The 17,251-nt window shown below is 63.9% G+C and carries 12 protein-coding genes and 2 tRNA genes; 5 read left to right on the top strand and 9 right to left on the bottom strand.

Annotation, left to right across the window (positions count from 1 at the left end):
- Positions 1 to 112: 112 nt before the first annotated feature.
- Positions 113 to 1,741, top strand: a complete 1,629-nt coding sequence (gene pgi / locus D9X30_RS04065) for a glucose-6-phosphate isomerase (protein WP_153948160.1) — start codon at positions 113 to 115, stop codon at positions 1,739 to 1,741.
- A gap of 58 nt (positions 1,742 to 1,799) precedes the next feature.
- Here pgi and D9X30_RS04070 read toward each other — a convergent pair whose 3' ends face one another.
- On the bottom strand, positions 1,800 to 2,498 hold the full coding sequence (locus tag D9X30_RS04070) for an ABC transporter ATP-binding protein (protein WP_153948159.1): 699 nt from the start codon (positions 2,496 to 2,498) through the stop codon (positions 1,800 to 1,802).
- Positions 2,499 to 2,595: 97 nt separating this feature from the next.
- Here D9X30_RS04070 and D9X30_RS04075 point away from each other — a divergent pair, with 97 nt between their 5' ends.
- The gene (locus D9X30_RS04075) at positions 2,596 to 3,192 is read left to right on the top strand and encodes an arylesterase (RefSeq protein ID WP_228770945.1); all 597 of its coding nucleotides are present in this window, start codon (positions 2,596 to 2,598) and stop codon (positions 3,190 to 3,192) included.
- A gap of 89 nt (positions 3,193 to 3,281) precedes the next feature.
- On the opposite strand, the gene D9X30_RS04080 is transcribed toward D9X30_RS04075, so the two are convergent.
- The 8 genes from D9X30_RS04080 to mnmC all read right to left on the bottom strand — a co-directional run bounded on the left by D9X30_RS04080 (position 3,282) and on the right by mnmC (position 14,360).
- On the bottom strand, positions 3,282 to 5,228 hold the full coding sequence (locus tag D9X30_RS04080; protein ID WP_153948157.1) for a SurA N-terminal domain-containing protein: 1,947 nt from the start codon (positions 5,226 to 5,228) through the stop codon (positions 3,282 to 3,284).
- Between the two features lie 206 nt (positions 5,229 to 5,434).
- Positions 5,435 to 5,511: transfer RNA gene (locus D9X30_RS04085), tRNA-Asp, on the bottom strand.
- A gap of 43 nt (positions 5,512 to 5,554) precedes the next feature.
- A tRNA-Val gene (locus tag D9X30_RS04090) sits at positions 5,555 to 5,630 on the bottom strand.
- Positions 5,631 to 5,855: 225 nt separating this feature from the next.
- Positions 5,856 to 8,267: an endopeptidase La gene (gene lon, locus D9X30_RS04095; protein ID WP_153948156.1), complete on the bottom strand. Its 2,412-nt coding sequence runs from the start codon at positions 8,265 to 8,267 to the stop codon at positions 5,856 to 5,858.
- A gap of 267 nt (positions 8,268 to 8,534) precedes the next feature.
- Positions 8,535 to 9,812: an ATP-dependent Clp protease ATP-binding subunit ClpX gene (clpX, locus tag D9X30_RS04100; protein ID WP_066738113.1), complete on the bottom strand. Its 1,278-nt coding sequence runs from the start codon at positions 9,810 to 9,812 to the stop codon at positions 8,535 to 8,537.
- Between the two features lie 275 nt (positions 9,813 to 10,087).
- Entirely contained in the window at positions 10,088 to 10,738 is a 651-nt protein-coding gene (gene clpP / locus D9X30_RS04105) for an ATP-dependent Clp endopeptidase proteolytic subunit ClpP (RefSeq protein ID WP_008651661.1), read from the bottom strand.
- Positions 10,739 to 10,843: 105 nt separating this feature from the next.
- Positions 10,844 to 12,193 (bottom strand): trigger factor, encoded by a 1,350-nt coding sequence (gene tig / locus D9X30_RS04110; protein ID WP_153948155.1) that lies wholly within the window; start codon positions 12,191 to 12,193, stop codon positions 10,844 to 10,846.
- Between the two features lie 154 nt (positions 12,194 to 12,347).
- Positions 12,348 to 14,360: a bifunctional tRNA (5-methylaminomethyl-2-thiouridine)(34)-methyltransferase MnmC2/FAD-dependent 5-carboxymethylaminomethyl-2-thiouridine(34) oxidoreductase MnmC1 gene (gene mnmC, locus D9X30_RS04115; RefSeq protein WP_153948154.1), complete on the bottom strand. Its 2,013-nt coding sequence runs from the start codon at positions 14,358 to 14,360 to the stop codon at positions 12,348 to 12,350.
- Positions 14,361 to 14,495: 135 nt separating this feature from the next.
- On the opposite strand from mnmC, the gene D9X30_RS04120 reads away from it, so the two are divergent.
- From D9X30_RS04120 to D9X30_RS04130, 3 genes are all read left to right on the top strand, one after another.
- On the top strand, positions 14,496 to 15,353 hold the full coding sequence (locus D9X30_RS04120; RefSeq protein WP_153948153.1) for a 23S rRNA (adenine(2030)-N(6))-methyltransferase RlmJ: 858 nt from the start codon (positions 14,496 to 14,498) through the stop codon (positions 15,351 to 15,353).
- A 102-nt stretch (positions 15,354 to 15,455) separates the two neighbouring features.
- Positions 15,456 to 15,824, top strand: coding sequence for a VanZ family protein (locus D9X30_RS04125; protein ID WP_249640876.1), 369 nt, complete (start codon positions 15,456 to 15,458; stop codon positions 15,822 to 15,824).
- 198 nt (positions 15,825 to 16,022) lie between these two features.
- The gene (locus D9X30_RS04130; RefSeq protein WP_153948152.1) at positions 16,023 to 17,246 is read left to right on the top strand and encodes a glycosyltransferase family 87 protein; all 1,224 of its coding nucleotides are present in this window, start codon (positions 16,023 to 16,025) and stop codon (positions 17,244 to 17,246) included.
- The last annotated feature ends 5 nt before the right edge of the window (positions 17,247 to 17,251 follow it).

The raw sequence follows: 17,251 nt of genomic DNA on the forward strand, positions 1-17,251 counted from the left end.
AGTGGCGTTACGTTTTGCTGCTACTTTCGGCTTTTGACATCACATCGGAGCGATATACTTGCGCTCAGGCCCGTTACGGCTGGCCAATGCCCGAGATCTCCAGAACACCCCCATGCCGACTGAACTCCACGCCTGGACTGCCCTGCGCCACCACTACGATGCCATCCGCCACACGCCGATGCAGCAGTGGTTCGCCGAGGCCGAAGCCGCCCGCCGCGTCGAGGACTTCTCGCTGGAAGCCGCCGGCCTGTACCTCGACTTCTCGAAGAACCGCATTACGTTCGAGACCTTCGCCCTGCTCATGAAGCTGGCCGAGGAAGCGGGCGTGGCCCAGCGCCGCGATGCCATGTTCGCCGGCGAGCATATCAATACGACGGAAGACCGCGCCGCGCTGCACGTGGCGTTGCGCGCCTTGCCCGACGCGCCGTTCAAGGTGGACGGGTCATCGGTCATGCCCGGCATCAACGACGTGCTCGGCCGCATGCGCGATTTCGCCGCCCGCGTGCGCAACGGCGGCTGGACTGGCTTCAACGGCCAGACCATCACCGACATCGTCAACATCGGCATCGGCGGTTCGGACCTCGGGCCACGCATGGTGTGCCGCGCCCTGGCCCACCTGGCGGACCCGCAAGGGCCCCGCATGCATTTCGTGTCCAATGTCGACGGGACCGAACTGGCCGAGACGCTAGTACGGCTGGACCCAGCGCGCACGCTCGTCATCGTGTGCTCGAAGACGTTCACCACGCTGGAGACCATGGCCAACGCGTGCAGCATGCGCGACTGGTTCCTGCGCCACGGCGTGGCCGAGAACCAGTTGGCACGCCATTTCGTTGCCGTGTCCACCAACCGCGAAGCCGTGGTCAAGTTCGGTATCGACCCGGCCAACATGTTCGAATTCTGGGACTGGATCGGCGGCCGTTTCTCGCTCTGGTCGTCGGTTGGCCTGTCGATTGCGCTGGCCGTGGGCTTCGACGCGTTCGAAGACCTGCTGCTCGGTGGCCGGGCCATGGACGATCATTTCCGCACGGCGCCGCTGGCCCGCAACATGCCCGTGGTCATGGGCATGCTGGGCATCTGGTATCGCAATTTCTTTGGAATGCCGACCAGCTGCATGGCGCCCTATTCCACCTCGCTCGAACTGTTTCCTGCCTTCCTGCAGCAACTGGAGATGGAAAGCAACGGCAAGTCGGTGCAACTGAACGGCGACCCGGTACACGCGGAAACATCGCCTGTCGTCTGGGGCACGGCGGGTACCAACGGCCAGCATGCCTACTTCCAGATGATCCACCAAGGTTCGCAGATCGTGCCCGTGGACTTCGTGGCGCCGCTGGTGCCGCCGCGCGACCTGCCCGGCCATCACGCCAAGCTGCTGGCCAACTGCTTTGCCCAGGCCGAGGCGCTGATGCGCGGCCGTGGCGCCGATGAACTGCGCGCCGCCGGTGTCACCGACGAGGCCCGCATCCCGCATATGGTTTTCGAGGGCAACCGCCCCAGCAATACGCTGCTGATGGAAGACCTGACGCCCCACGTGCTGGGCGCACTGATCGCCCTCTACGAGCACCGCACCTTCGTGCAGGGCGTGGTGTGGAACATCAATTCGTTCGACCAGTGGGGTGTGGAACTGGGCAAGATCCTGGCGCGGCCGATCGAACAGGAACTGACCGGGCAAGGCACAGCCACGCATGATGCGTCGACCGCTGCGCTGATCGCCCGCGCACGTGGCGTGCTCGGGCGCGGCTGAGGGGGCGGCGGGATCGCTGCCTTCGCAGCCCTTGCCTTTTTGCGTGGCCAGTAGCCGGCTAGATTTCCGTTCCCATCAGTTCGTCGCTGGCCACCCGGCCGGCATCGATCGTCAGGACACGTCCGCAACGCGCGGCCACCGAGCGGTCGTGCGTCACCAGTACCAGTGTGGATCCGGCATCGCGATTGAGTTCGAACATCAGCGCGATCACGGCTTCGCCGGTGGCGGTGTCCAGGCTGCCGGTGGGCTCGTCGGCAAACAGGATGTCCGGCCGTGCCACGAAGGCGCGGGCCAGCGCCACGCGCTGCTGCTCGCCACCCGACAGCGTGCGCGGATAGTGCGTCAGGCGCTTGCCCAGTCCCACGCGCTCGAGCATTTCCGTGGCACGCTCGCGTACGCGCGCGGTTTCTCCGCGCAGCTCCAGCGGCAGCATCACGTTTTCCAGCGCCGTAAGGTGCCCGACAAGCTGGAACGACTGGAACACAAAGCCGACATGGCGCCCGCGCAGCGCCGCGCGCTGGTCTTCGTCGAGCTGGAAGATATCCTGCCCGTGCAGGCGAACCGATCCGTTGCTGGGCAGGTCAAGCCCGGCCAGCAGGCCGAGCAGCGTGGATTTGCCCGACCCCGAAGCGCCGACGATGGCCAGCGTTTCGCCGGCCGTGACGGAAAACGAGACGTCGTGCAGAATCGTCAGCGAACCCGTCGTGTCAGCTACGGTCTTTCCGAGTGACTCGACAGCAAGAATGGAAGAGGACATGCGCGAGAGGATGGCAAACGTTGGTCGCCGGCGGATGCTGGCAGCTTGTAGTGCGACAGCGGTCGCCCTGTTCGGTTCACTGCTGACGCCGCGCGCCATGGCGCAGGGCGCGGCCACTGCGTCGGCCGGGCCCGCGCTGCTGGTGCTGGGAGACAGCCTGTCGGCCGAATATGGCATTGCACGCGGCACGGGCTGGGCAAGCCTGCTGCAGGAACGCCTGCGCCGCGAGCGGTTTGATTATAGCGTCGTGAATGCCAGCATCAGCGGCGAGACCACGGTCGGCGGCAAGACCCGGCTTCCGGACCTGCTCAAGCGGCACAAGCCCGCCATCGTGATCGTGGAACTGGGCGCCAACGACGCGCTGCGCGGCCTGTCGCTGCCATCGACCGAAACCAACCTGCGCAGCATCATCGGGGATGCCCAGAAGGCCGGCGCACAAGTGGTGCTGGTGGGCATGCGCATCCCACCAAACTACGGGGCCGACTACACCGAACGGTTCTTCGGACTCTTCCCGAAGCTCGCGGGAGAATACCGGACCCAGCTGGTACCGTTCCTGCTCGACAAGGTGGTGACACGCCCGGAGTGGTTTCAGGAGGACCGGATTCACCCGACATCGGCCGCCCAGCCCGCGTTGCTCGACACGGTCTGGCCCGCGCTGAAGCCGCTGCTGAAGGCGCCTGCCAGGCGCCACTGATCCTGCGCCGGGCGTCCCCGGCAGAAAAGAAAAAGCCCCTGCGGTGTGAACTGCAGGGGCTTTTTGCCATCCGGCGTCGCGACGGCGTATCAGTGTGCGGCTGCTTCGCTGGCCGGGGCCAGGTCCTCCGACTTCACCGGATGCAGGATCTTGACCTTCGCCTTGGCCTTCAGGGCGTCATAGTAGGCTGCCAGTTCGGTCTGGCCAGCGAGCTGGCTCAGCTGCTGCGCATCGGCCTGGCGCTGCGCGGCATTGGCTTCGGTCGGCGTGCTGACCTTGCTGATGCGATAGATCGCATAGCCGTCCGCACCCAGATCCACACCGACCACCGACGGCAGCTTGGTGGCGTCGGCACGCATGATGGCATCGACGGCCTTCGGCGACAGGTTGTCGGCCTTGGCGCGCGACACCGTAACAGTCGGGCCGAACCCGCTGGCGCTGTCGGCCTTCTTCAGCGCCTCAAGCTTGGCCTCGCCATCCTTGCGGGCCAGTTCGGCCGCCTGCTGCGCAACATATGCCTGGCGCACCTGGGCTTCCACGTCCTCGAACTTGCGCGCGGTCGCCGGGCGGTAGTCGACGATACGCGCCGCCACCAGCGTCGTCGGGCCCACCTGGATGGCCTCGGTATTGCGCTTGTTCTTGATCGTGTCGTCGCTGAACAGGGCCTTCAGAACCTTGTCGTTGTTGAGCGGATTGTCCTTGCCCAGGGCCGGATTCGGCTGACGCGTGACATTGTCGGCGGTCTGGATCGTCAGCTTGAACTTGTCGGCAGCCGGCTTCAGGCTGTCGGACTGCTCGTAGACCGTGTTGCCGAAGGCGTCCGCCTGCTCGGTGTACTTCTTGCTGGCCAGCTGCTTCTTCAGCTCCGCCTCAAGCTCCGGACGCACTTCGTCCAGCGGCTGGGTGGCAGCAGGCTTGATGCCGGTCAGCTTGACGATGTGGTAGCCGTAGTCGGTCTCCACGAGATCGCTGATCTGGCCGTCCTTGAGCGCGTACATGGCGTCCTCGAACGGCTTGACCAGTGCACCGCGCCCCATGAACCCCAGATCGCCGCCCTTCTCTGCCGAGCCCGGGTCCTGCGAGTTCTTCTTCGCCACGTCCGCGAACGTTTCCGGGTGCTTGCGCACGTCGTCCAGCAGCTTCTGGGCCTTCTCCTTAGCAGCCTTGCGATCCGCGTCCTTGGCATCCTTCGGAACCGTGATCAGGATATGGCTGGCGCGACGCTGCTCTTCCGTACGGAAACGCTGGGCATTGCTGTCGTAGTAGGACTTCAGCTCTTCCGGCGTGACGGCCTGGCTGGCTGCCATGGCATCGCCAGACAGCACCACGTACTCCACCTTGGCCTGCTCGGGCGTGGTGTAGGCCGACAGATGCGACTCGTAATAGGCCTTCAGCGCGGCGGCATCAGGCGTCACCTTCGAAGTGAAATCAGCGGGCTTGATCAGCAGGGCCTGCACGTCGCGCTGCTGGTCGCGGATGGCGATCAGTCGATCGAGCAGCGACTTCGGCACGAAAGCGGTGGTGCCCACCGCGCCGCCCAGTTGCTGCGTCGCCATTTCGAAGCGCATGCGAGCGTCGAGCTGTTCGGGCGTCATGCCCTGCTGGGCCAGCAGCTGGATATAGGCTTTCTCGTCGAGCTTGCCGTCCGGACTGCGCAGCTGGGCGATCGCCGGAATGGACTCGATGGCCTGGCGCAGTTGCTCGTTCGACACCGTCAGATTCTTCTTGGCCGTGGCGTCGGCCACCACGCGCTGCAGAATCAGCTGGTCCAGCACCGACTGGCGTGCCGCGGCGCTCTCGAACATGCGCGGGTCGTAATTGCTGCCAAGCATCTGGCGCATGCGCTCGGTCTGGTCACGCACCACGTTGTCGACTTCCTGCACGGTGATGGTACGGCCATCGACCTTGGCGGCGTCATGCGAGCTGTCCATGAAGCGCGAGTAGCTCTCGACACCGAAGAACACGAACGACGGGAAGACAAGCACCAGCAGCAGCAAAAGCATCAGGCGCCGGTTGTTGCGTACGAAATCAAGCATGCTTTTCGGGTGAAAGGGTTGGGGCCTTTGGGCCGACAGTCAAACTTCGCGATTCTATCAGGAGCGGGACGCCAGACCTGCGGAATATGTGGCGCGGAGTGCGTTTGGGTCAGGATGCCTGCACGTTCGCGCCAACGAACTGGAACGCCCGCTGCGCGGATCAGAATATGCAAAAACAAAAAGCCCGCAGATGCGGGCTTTTATGTTGGCGGAGTGGACGGGACTCGAACCCGCGACCCCCGGCGTGACAGGCCGGTATTCTAACCGACTGAACTACCACTCCTTGCGTCGGTGTTCCTGCAAGACCTGTGCGCTGCGATCCAGTGTGGTGGGTGCTGAGGGGTTCGAACCCCCGACCTACGCCTTGTAAGGGCGCCGCTCTACCAGCTGAGCTAAGCACCCACATGGACCACGCAAGCCAGTTGCCTGCAAGGTAATTCTCGCTACGCACGATTCGGCGGTTGCTGCTTCGTTGCCGCTGTTTGCGTTGCGAGGCCGCGATTGTAATACGAGACTTTTCAATTTGCCAAGCGTTGATTGCACGATTCTCTTGCGTCACGCGCGCCACGCAAACAAAAAGCCGCGGGCGCAAACCCGCGGCTTTTGGCGTTTCAACGATGGCGTCGATCAGTGATGAATGCGCTCGACCTTGGCCTCGCCCTTGTCCGCCACTTCGGAAGGCTTGGCATCTTCCTCGGGCAGCGCCTCGGGCTTGCGCTCGAGTGCCAGCTCCAGCACCTTGTCGATCCAGCGCACGGGCACGATCTCGATGGCGTTCTTGACGTTGTCGGGGATGTCCGCCAGGTCCTTCACGTTTTCCTCGGGGATCAGCGCCAGCTTGATACCGCCACGGTGGGCAGCCAGCAGCTTCTCCTTGAGGCCACCGATCGGCAGCACTTCGCCGCGCAGCGTGATCTCGCCGGTCATCGCCACATCGGCACGCACGGGAATCCCCGTCAGCACTGACACCAGCACGGTGGTCATCGCGATACCTGCCGACGGACCATCCTTGGGCGTGGCGCCTTCTGGCACGTGGATGTGGATGTCGCGCTTCTCGAACATCTCATCCGTAATACCCAGGCGACGTGCCCGCGAACGCACCACCGACCGCGCGGCCTCGACCGACTCCTTCATCACGTCGCCCAGCGAGCCGGTACGCGAGATGTTGCCCTTGCCCGGCATGATCGCGGCTTCGATGGTCAGCAGATCGCCGCCCACTTCCGTCCACGCCAGACCGGTCACCTGGCCCACCTGGTTTTCCTTGTTGGCCAGGCCGAAGTCGTACTTGCGCACACCAAGGAACTTGTCGAGGTTCTCGGAATCCACCTTGACCGCGTTCGACTCCTTCTTCAGCAGCAGCAGCTTGACCACCTTGCGGGCAATCTTCGACACCTCGCGTTCCAGCGAACGGACGCCCGCTTCACGCGTGTAGTAGCGAATGATGTCGCGGATGGCCGCCTCGGTGACGTCGATCTCGCCCTGCTTCAGACCGTTGTTGCGGATCTGTTTCGGCAGCAGGTAGCGCGTGGCGATGTTCACCTTCTCGTCCTCGGTGTAACCCGAGAGACGGATGACTTCCATCCGGTCCAGCAGCGGCGGCGGAATGTTCAGCGAGTTCGACGTCGCCACGAACATCACGTCCGACAGGTCGAAGTCCACTTCGATGTAGTGGTCCTGGAACGTGTGGTTCTGTTCCGGGTCCAGCACTTCGAGCAGGGCCGACGACGGGTCGCCACGGAAGTCCATGCCCATCTTGTCGATCTCGTCGAGCAGGAAGAGCGGATTGCGCACGCCAACCTTCGACAGGCTCTGCAGGATCTTGCCCGGCATCGACCCGATGTAGGTACGGCGGTGACCGCGAATCTCGGCCTCGTCACGCACGCCACCCAGCGCCATGCGCACGAACTTGCGGTTCGTGGCGCGCGCCACCGACTGGCCCAGCGACGTCTTGCCCACGCCGGGAGGCCCGACCAGGCACAGGATCGGCGCCTTGACCTTGTCCACGCGCTGTTGCACGGCAAGATACTCAAGGATGCGTTCCTTGACCTTCTCGAGACCGTAGTGGTCTTCGTCCAGCACGCGCTCGGCGTTGGCCAGGTCGTTATTGACCTTGCTCTTCTTGCGCCACGGCAGGTTGACCAGCGTGTCGATGTAGTTGCGCACGACGGTCGCCTCGGCCGACATCGGCGACATCAGCTTGAGCTTCTTGAACTCGGCGTCGGCCTTCTTCTTGGCCTCCTTGGGCATGCGTGCGGCCTTGATGCGCTTGTCCAGCTCTTCAAGGTCTGCACCTTCCTCGCCCTCGCCCAGTTCCTTCTGGATGGCCTTGACCTGCTCGTTCAGGTAGTACTCGCGCTGAGACTTTTCCATCTGGCGCTTGACGCGGCCACGGATGCGCTTTTCTACCTGCAGGATGTCGATCTCGCCCTCGAGCTGCGACAGCAGGCTCTCCAGGCGTTCCGTCACCTTCACCATTTCCAGGATCTTCTGCTTCTGCTCGAGCTTGATCGGCAGATGCGCGGCAATGGTGTCGGCCAGGCGGCCCGCCTCGTCGATGCCCGACAGCGACGTCAGGATCTCCGGCGGGATCTTCTTGTTGAGCTTTACGTACTGGTCGAACTGCGACACGATCGCGCGGCGCAGGGCCTCGGTCTCGGCCGATTCAGCCGGTGCGGGCGGCACAGGCACGGCTTCGCACATGAAGTGCGAATCGTCCTCGCTCACCTCGGTGATGTTTGCACGTTGCGTACCCTCGACCAGCACCTTTACGGTACCGTCGGGCAGCTTCAGCATTTGCAGGATATTGGCGATGCAGCCAACCTCGTAGAGGTCTTCGGCTGTCGGTTCGTCTTTGGCGGCCGTCTTCTGTGCCACGAGCATGATGCTCTTGCCCGACTCCATCGCAGTCTCGAGCGCCTTGATGGACTTCGGGCGTCCCACGAACAGTGGGATCACCATGTGCGGAAACACCACCACGTCGCGCAGCGGCAACAGTGGCAGGCGAATCGGCTCAGCCGGGAGGAGTTGTGTTCCGGACATCATTTTCCCCAGTCAGTCATTTAAGGCGTAAATAGGGTCTCGGGATTCGATTGCAAGATACCCATCATCAATTCCCGGCACTTAAAAAACGTGCCGCAAACTGCACCCGGGACCCACTCTGAAACAGCATACCCGCGTTTGCTCCCGTTAGTTTGTGGAATTGAAGAAAAAAAGCCGCTCGCTTTCCAGCGAACGGCAGCTTGAAAGTGTCGCCAGTATGGTTGGGACCACGCGGGTCCGGCACGTTCGGCGTCAGTTGGACCTCGCTCAGTTCGAGCCTGCCACCTTGGGCTGCTGCTCTTCGTACATCAGCAGCGGCGGTGCGTCGCCAGTGATCGTGCTTTCGTCGATCACCACCTTCTGCACACCCTTGTAATTGGGCAGGTCGTACATGACGTCCATCAGCGATTGTTCGAGAATCGAACGCAGGCCACGGGCGCCCGTCTTGCGACGGATGGCCTTGCGCGCAATGGCGGTCAGCGCAGCCGGGCGAATCTCCAGCTCGACGCCTTCCATGGCCAGCAGCTTCTGATACTGCTTGACCAGCGCGTTCTTCGGCTCGACCAGGATCTGCATCAGCGCGGCCTCGTCCAGCTTGGCCAGCGTTGCCACCACCGGCAGACGCCCGATGAGTTCCGGGATCAGACCGAACTTGATCAGATCCTCGGGCTCGGTCTGCGGAAGCACCTCGCTGACCTCGCGTTCTTCCTTGCTCTGCACCTGCGCGTCAAAACCGATGCCGGTCTTGTCCGAACGCTGCATGATGACCTTTTCCAGGCCGTCGAATGCGCCGCCGCAGATGAACAGGATGTTCGTCGTGTCCACCTGCAGGAAGTCCTGGTTCGGATGCTTGCGGCCGCCCTGCGGCGGCACCGAGGCCATGGTGCCTTCAATCAGCTTCAGCAGCGCCTGCTGCACGCCCTCGCCAGACACGTCGCGCGTGATCGACGGGTTGTCGGACTTGCGCGAGATCTTGTCGATTTCGTCGATGTAGACGATGCCCCGCTGGGCCTTCTCGACCTCGTAATTGCAGTTCTGCAGCAGCTTCTGAATGATGTTCTCGACGTCCTCGCCCACGTAACCGGCTTCGGTCAGCGTGGTGGCGTCGGCGATCACGAACGGCACGTTCAGCAGGCGCGCCAGCGTCTGGGCAAGCAGCGTCTTGCCCGAGCCGGTGGGCCCGATCAGCAGGATGTTGCTCTTCGACAGCTCGACGTCGTCCTTCTTGCCGAGGTGCTTCAGACGCTTGTAGTGGTTGTAGACCGCCACGGCCAGAATCTTCTTGGCCTGTTCCTGACCAATCACGTACTGGTCAAGGCTTTCGCGGATTTCGTGGGGCGTGGGCAGATCCGAGCGCGTGACAGCGGCGGCGTCCTTGTCGGTCGCGGCGGCCTCGTCACGGATAATCTCGTTGCACAGGTCGATGCATTCGTCGCAAATGAACACCGACGGGCCCGCGATCAGCTTCTTTACCTCGTGCTGGCTCTTGCCGCAGAACGAGCAGTAGAGAAGTTTCTCGCTGGATGAACCTTTTTTGTCCGCCATAGGAATCAGTCACATTAGCAGTGTGGATCTCGCCAGAAACGTCCCGGCGGGAAACGCATTAAACGCATCATACGCCAAAACAATTGGCACAGTCGGCGGCATCCCCTGCGTGTGGGGCAAAACGCAAAAACGAGGCGCACAGCCTCGTTCCGGTGTAGCCTTCGTCATTTGGCGCACGACGCAGGCCAATACGGCAGGTGCCCGGCCTGCGGTCACCGCCCGGATGCTTCCGACAGGATGCCTCCGGGCCCATGTGCCGGCACACCGGCCAGATTTCAGCTGCGGCGGGTGATCACCTTGTCGATCAGACCGTAGTCCACCGCCTGGTCGCCGCTCATGAAGTTGTCGCGATCGGTATCGCGGGCAATCTTCTCGACCGGCTGCCCGGTGACTTCCGACAGGATGCTGTTCAGTCGCTCGCGCAGGTACAGGATCTCGCGCGCCTGGATCTCGATGTCCGAGGCCTGGCCACGTGCACCACCGAGCGGCTGGTGAATCATGATGCGCGAGTTCGGCAGCGCGCTGCGCTTGCCCTTGGCACCTGCAGCGAGCAGGAAAGCGCCCATGCTCGCCGCCATGCCCATGCACAGGGTCTGCACGTCAGGCTTGATGAACTGCATCGTGTCGTAGATCGCCAGGCCAGCCGAAACCGAACCGCCGGGCGAATTAATGTACAGCGACACGTCCTTGTCCGGGTTTTCGCTTTCCAGGAACAGCAGCTGGGCCACCACCAGGTTGGCGGTCTGGTCGTTGACCTCGCCAACCATGAAGACGACGCGTTCCTTGAGCAGGCGCGAGTAGATGTCATACGCGCGCTCGCCCCGGCCGGACTGCTCGACAACCATCGGCACCAGTCCGAGACCCTGGGTCTCCAGGGCAGAAGCCTGCGTGGTGGCGAGACGATCAAGCAAATCATTGCGGGTCATGCAGGTTCTCCAGATATTCAGGAATGGTGTCAACCGGCCAGCGCGCGAGGCCGGTTGACACGGACCGTCGCCGCGTCAATGCGCGGCATCCGGCCTTGCCCGACCTCAGGCTTGTGCGGGCGCGGCGGTGAGTTCCTCGAACGACACCGACTTGTCCGTAACCTTGGCCTTGTCGCACACGAAATTTACCACGTTGTTTTCGAGCACGTAGGCTTCCATCTCGGCCAGGCGCTGCTGGTCACCGTAGTACCAGCGCATGACTTCCTTCGGGTCTTCGTAGCTCTTCGCGAAGTCCTCGATCTCGGCCTTGACCTGTTCCGGCTTGGCTTCCAGGCCGTTGGCCTTGACGATCTCGGCCAGGATCAGGCCCAGCTTCACGCGGCGCTCGGCCTGCTGGGCGAACATCTCGGCCGGAATCGGCATGTCCTTGGCGTTTGGCATGCCACGCTGCTCGAGGTCACGACGCGCCATTTCCACCAGGCGTTCCTGATCCTGTTCGATCAGGGCCTTGGGCACGTCCAGCTCGCTCACCTTCAGCAGGGCTTCCATGACTTCGTCCTTCAGCATGGAATGCGTGCGGCGCTTGACTTCGCGCTCCAGGTTTTCACGGATGTCGGCGCGCATCTTTTCGACGCTGCCGTCGGCGATGCCGAGCGACTTGGCGAACGCATCGTCCACTTCCGGCATGTGCGCCCACTCGACCTTCTTCAGCGTGATCGTGAACTCGGCGGTCTTGCCGGCCACTTCCTTGCCGTGGTAGTCCTCAGGGAAGGTCAGCGGGAACGTCTTGCTCTCGCCTTCCTTCAGCCCCAGCGTGGCCTGTTCGAACTCGGGCAGCATGCGGCCTTCGCCCAGCACGTACACGAAGTCCTCGGCCTTGCCGCCGGCGAATTCCACGCCGTCGATCTTGCCGACGAAGTCGATCGTCACGCGATCGCCGTTCTTGGCATCCACTTCGCCGCCGCCGTCGCCATGGGCGCCGGCTTCACCGCGGTGGTGGTAGTGCACGCGCTGCTTGCGCAGGATGTCGACGGTCTTGTCGATCTCGGCGTCGCCGATCACGGTCTTCGTGCGGGTCACTTCGGCCGAGGCCAGATCGCCGATCTTGACTTCCGGATACACCTCGAAGGTGGCTTCGAAAGCCAGTTCGTCCTCGGCAACGCCTTCGGTCTTGATGTCGAACTTCGGCTGACCGGCCACCTTCACGTCCTGGGCCTGGGTGATGTCGAAGAACTTGCGGGCGGCCTTGTCGAAGCGCACCTCGAATTCCACCTGCTGGCCGTACTGCTTCTCGACCATCTTCATCGGCACCTTGCCCGGACGGAAGCCGGACATTTTCACGGTCTTCGACAGACGTACCAGGCGTTCCTGCGTTTCCTTCTGCACTTCGGCCTTGGGAATAGCCAGGGTCACCTTGCGGTCCAGCTTGCCGAGGTTTTCAATGACGTTCGACATGGTCGTTAATCCAATCCAGAAATAGTTGTTGTCAGCGCATCCGCCTGCGCACCTTGCCGCCTGGCCGCGGCCAGTGCTCGCGAGCGGAGGTCTCCGCGCAAACGGAAAACGCGGATTATCGCACGGTTTTCATTCGCTTCCGGCAGTTTTTACCCTAGTCAGTCAGGATCCGGCCCGGATCCTGCCCCGACGGGTCTGCCGCCTGCCCATGACGCAGGGCCCGCAGCAGCAGACGGGCCGGATCGACGGCATCGGCGAGATCCGCCTCCAGTGGCAGCGGTTCACCCTCAACCTGGCAGGCGATCAGTTCGGCGCCCAGTGCGGCCCATGTGAGGCCGCGCGACGCGTATGCAAGAGCCGCGTAGAGCCCGGGCAGACGAGGCAACTCGCGCAAGTGCGCGCCGCGGAGCGCACCCGCATGTGCCAGCGCCTGCGCCTCGTCGGCCATGCGGCCGATCAGCGGCAAGCGGTTGTGCGTGACGGTGCGCACGCCGACATAACCCGTTAGCGTCCCTGGGTCGATCCGGGCCAGCGCGGCCGCCCGGTCGGGCAGCAGCGACGCCACACGCCGCAGGTTGGCGGCATGCACTGCGGCGCTTTCGGCCAGCGGGCCCGTATCGGGTTCATAGCTGGACCCCACCCGGGCCCCACCCTGCTCGCCACGCGGCAACAGATAACCGCTGCCGGTCACCACGCAGTCGGGCCACCCGCCCAGCGCCTCGACCTGGGCCGGGGTCAGGTCGGTCAGTTGCCCGCGTACGCGGCGCAGCGCCAGGAAGCGGGCCGGCACCAGCCGTTCGGCCTCGTGCGCATTGGCCAACACCAGTACGGGCGCGCTGGCCAGTACCGCGCCCGAGGCATCGCGAGCGAGCCACTTTCCATCGACATGCTCGATGCCCGCCACCCGACATCCGAAGCGGGCATCGAGCCGGTTGCCGGCGGCGGCTAGCTGGGCGCGGCAAATATCGGGAGGCGCCACCCACCCGCCCTGCGAAAACCAGAGCCCGCCACGGCTCACCGGGGCGCCGTGGGACGCCGCAGCCTCGTCGGGCGCCATCCATCGCACGAACGATTCAGGAAAGCCCAGTGCATCGAGTGCGGCATGTTGCGCCGCATTTTCGGTATCGTCCTCGCCGGTCTGCAGCACGCCGCAGCCATGCCACCCCACCGGGTGACCGGCATCGGCCAGCGACTGCCACGCGCGCAGGGCATGCAGGTTGCCGGCGCGCGACAGCCGCGACAGCAGGCTGTCGTCGGCCGAAACGTGCGCGTGCATGGCCGCCGCGCGATGCCCGGAGGTCTGGCGCGCCGGTCCGTCGTGGGCATCGAACAGCGTGACGCGCCAGCCACGCGCGGCCAGCCGCTCGGTGACTGCGCATCCGGCCAGCCCCGCGCCGATGACGATGGCATGCCGCGCAGCCCAGCGGGCAGCGTCCGGCGGCGCGTGGCGGCGATTCTTCCAGACGGGCGCAAAGCGCGCGACCGTCATGTCGCGTTTGCCGCCAAACCCCGGCGCCTTGCTGACTTCGAAACCGGCCGCCTGCAGGCCGCGGCGCACGAATCCGGCCGCCGTATAGGTGGCCAGCGTCGCCCCCATCCGTGCCAGGCGGGCCAGCCCGCGCAACACGGTGTCTGACCACATGTCGGCGTTGCGCGACGGCGAGAAGCCGTCGAGGTAGAACGCGTCGGCGCCAGCCACGAGCTTCGGCAGCATCGTCTGCACGTCGCCGAACGCCAGCGTCAGCGTCACCGCCCCGCCCTCGAACGTCAGGCGATGCAGGCCCGGCAGCGCGTCGGGCCACTGCTGCTGGAGTTGCGTGGCCCGCGGCAGCAGGTCGCCCAATTGGGCATGCAACTGCGCCAGCCCTTCCCGCGTGAACGGGTGCTTTTCGATGGAAACAAAATGCAGGCGCGCGCAGGGCTGCGGCGCGTTGCGCCATGCCTGCCACGTGGCCAGGAAGTTCAGCCCCTGCCCGAAACCGGTCTCGACGATGACGAATTGTTCGCGCCCCGCCCAGTTGCCCGGCAATCCGTTGCCGCCCAGGAAGACGTGCCGGGCCTGTGCCAGGCCGCCCGCGGTGCTGTGATAGACATCGTCGTAACGCGGCGAATACGGGATGCCGTCATCGGACAGGATGGGCTCGGCGGCCTCGAGGGTACGCGGCATGGAAGGACGGAAAAAAGGGAAAAACGACAGGAAAACGGCCGGAAATGGCGGCGGATGGTAGCATAGCGCCCTTCGCGCCAACCGCCCGCCTGCCCCTCTCTGACTGGAGTTTGCGCGCCGTCATCCCGCCTTGCCATGCTCAGTTATCGTCACGCCTTTCACGCCGGCAATCACGCCGATGTCCTCAAGCACGCCGTTGTCGTCCAGTTGCTGGACTATCTGACGCAGAAGGACAAACCGTTCTGGTACGTCGACACGCACGCCGGGGCCGGCCTGTACGCACTGGATCACGCCTACGCCCAGAAGAAGTCGGAATTCGAAACCGGTGTGGGGCCGCTCTGGCGGGCCGCGGCCAGCGGCCAGGCCTTGCCTGAACTGCTCGACGCTTATCTCGAGCAGGTTCGCGCGCTGAACCAGGATGGCAATCTCAAGCACTACCCGGGGTCGCCCTGGCTGGCCTGGCAGATGTTGCGCGATGCCGACCGTTTGCGGCTGTTCGAGCTTCATAGCACCGAGATCCAGGTGCTCCGCGACAACTTCCGCGGCGCCGGCCGCAAGGTCATGCTCTACGACGGCGACGGCTTCAACGGCATCAAGGCCATCCTGCCGCCGCCACCGCGCCGCGCGCTGGTGCTGATCGATCCGTCGTATGAAGACAAGCAGGACTATGCGCGCACGGTTGACACACTCAAGGCCGGGCTGGAACGGTTCGCCAATGGCGTTTATGCGATCTGGTATCCCGAAGTGCAGCGGCGCGAGTCTGTCCAGTTGCCAGCGCAACTGAAGCGGCTGCCGCTCAAGAGTTGGCTGCATGTGACGCTGACCGTCAAGCATCCGGTGGAAGGCGGCCTGGGTCTGCATGGCAGCGGCATGTTCGTCGTCAATCCGCCCTGGACGTTGAAGGCTGCACTGCAGGAAGCGATGCCAAAACTCGTGGAATTGCTAGGGCAGGACGCCGGCGCCGGCTTCACCCTGGAATCGCTGGACAGCTGACGGTGCGGGCGCGGGGCCTTCTGTGCCGCAGCACACAGATGAACGCGATCGGGCGCGCGATGATGACAGATTCCCGCAGATGCCCGGACCGCCGAGATTGCCGTGACACGCCTGACACCAACCTACTATCGCTGGCTCTTCTCGATCTGCGCACTGGCGGTGCTGGTGCTGTCGCTGTTGCCGCCGGATATGGCGCAACCAACCACGGGCTGGGACAAGACCAATCACCTGCTGGCGTTCGGCACACTGGCCGTACTGGGCCTCCGCGCCTGGCCCGGGCGGATCTGGCAGCTGGCCCTGGCCCTGACGGCTTACGGCGCGGCAATCGAGGTTCTTCAGTCGTTGACGCCCTATCGCACGTCGTCCTGGGCTGACCTGCTGGTCGATGTGCTGGGCATCGCGATAGGGATGGCACTCAGTTTTCGCGCGATCCGCGCCGGACGATCGACATCCGGCGGCATCCGACCCTGAACCCCCGGTGGGATAAAGAGCCGAGTGGCGCACTTTCAACGTACAAGTTTGCGCCGTCGGTGGGCCCGATTCATCGCGCGTCGCCAGTTTCCGTCCTAGGCCCCGGTTGGTGAGGGAAAACACTTCCCCCTACTGGGCGGTGTGTGCGCGGAGTTCAGGGAAGTAGACTCGGCAAACGAGCCATCCCGTAGGGAGCCTATGCCGTCGACGAATAACGAGCGCCCGGCCACGCGCCGCGTGACGGTCTACGCCTTGGCGGCTCTCGCCATCCAGATCCTTGCACTGGGGATATGGATCTTCCGGTTCTACATCCTGGAAGACCACTCGTCTCCGATGGTTGGTATCGACTTCGCGATTTTCTGGTCAGCGGCAAGGGTGGCCATGGCGCATGGGGCCGCCTACGTCTTTTCGCCGCAGTGGATGCTGCCGATGGAGCTCGCGCTGGGGCTCGACAACTATTCCCCCTGGCCCTATCCGCCGACTTTTCTGCTGGCAGTCTTGCCGTTCGGACGGCTGCCGTTTGGTATTGCCCTGTCCATTTACTCCATACTGGGATTGCTGGCCTATGGGGCCGTGCTCGCGCGACTCTGCCGCGGGATCGACCGCGCATATTTGCCGCTGGTGCTGGCATTCCCCGGCGTCGCCATTGCGATCGGGCTGGGGCAGAACTCCCTGTTCACGGTCGCGGCCGCTGGTGCTGCACTGGCCATGATCGAGGTTGAAACCGCTCTTGCCGGAGCGTGCATCGCCATACTTGCCATCAAACCGCAGTTTGGCGTCCTGTTTCCTTTGGCCCTGATCTGCGGCAGACAATGGAAGACGTTTGGCGTCTCCGCACTCTGCACCCTCGCAATCGTCGGGGCTAGCCTTGTGGCGTTCGGCGTGGATGCCTGGCTGGCATTTGCAGAATTCCTGCCGCAATTCAGCACGCTGGCGGTAGAGCAAGGTGGCATCATGATGTGGCCGGGTATGCCAACCGCCTTCGCGCTTGGCCGCAGTGCCGGCTTGTCAGTCAATGCTTCTTATCTGTTGCACGGCGTTGTCGCGGCACCTGCAGTGCTTGCGATGGCTTACCTGTGGATGCGGCGGGCCAGATTCGAACTTCGCGCAGCCTCGCTCATTATCGCCACGTTGCTGGTGCAGCCCTACATCATGTTCTACGACCTGGTGTGGCTGATCTTGCCGCTTGTCTTTCTCGTTCGTGACCACCGGACCGTGGCGCTGGGACGCATGGAATGGATTGTCATCGGCGCAGCCTGGCTGGCGCCAGCACAAGCAGTCCTCTCGGCGTACCTTCACCAATACCTGAACATTCTCCCGGCCGTGATGATTGCCTTGGTCATCATCGTGGTGCGGCGGCATGGGGCGACGGCACCCGAATTCACCAACCCCTCGGGTGAGCCATCGCGGCGCACTTGTTGAGGTGC

This window comes from Cupriavidus sp. U2, assembly GCF_009663685.2.
Classification (GTDB): Bacteria; Pseudomonadota; Gammaproteobacteria; order Burkholderiales; family Burkholderiaceae; genus Cupriavidus; species Cupriavidus necator_C.

Coding starts and splice junctions, on each gene's coding strand:
- pgi (WP_153948160.1), top strand. CDS start 113: ATGCCGACTGAACTCCACGCCTGGACTGCCCTGCGCCACCACTACGAT.
- D9X30_RS04070 (WP_153948159.1), bottom strand. CDS start 2,498: ATGTCCTCTTCCATTCTTGCTGTCGAGTCACTCGGAAAGACCGTAGCT.
- D9X30_RS04075 (WP_228770945.1), top strand. CDS start 2,596: ATGGCGCAGGGCGCGGCCACTGCGTCGGCCGGGCCCGCGCTGCTGGTG.
- D9X30_RS04080 (WP_153948157.1), bottom strand. CDS start 5,228: ATGCTTGATTTCGTACGCAACAACCGGCGCCTGATGCTTTTGCTGCTG.
- lon (WP_153948156.1), bottom strand. CDS start 8,267: ATGTCCGGAACACAACTCCTCCCGGCTGAGCCGATTCGCCTGCCACTG.
- clpX (WP_066738113.1), bottom strand. CDS start 9,812: ATGGCGGACAAAAAAGGTTCATCCAGCGAGAAACTTCTCTACTGCTCG.
- clpP (WP_008651661.1), bottom strand. CDS start 10,738: ATGACCCGCAATGATTTGCTTGATCGTCTCGCCACCACGCAGGCTTCT.
- tig (WP_153948155.1), bottom strand. CDS start 12,193: ATGTCGAACGTCATTGAAAACCTCGGCAAGCTGGACCGCAAGGTGACC.
- mnmC (WP_153948154.1), bottom strand. CDS start 14,360: ATGCCGCGTACCCTCGAGGCCGCCGAGCCCATCCTGTCCGATGACGGC.
- D9X30_RS04120 (WP_153948153.1), top strand. CDS start 14,496: ATGCTCAGTTATCGTCACGCCTTTCACGCCGGCAATCACGCCGATGTC.
- D9X30_RS04130 (WP_153948152.1), top strand. CDS start 16,023: ATGCCGTCGACGAATAACGAGCGCCCGGCCACGCGCCGCGTGACGGTC.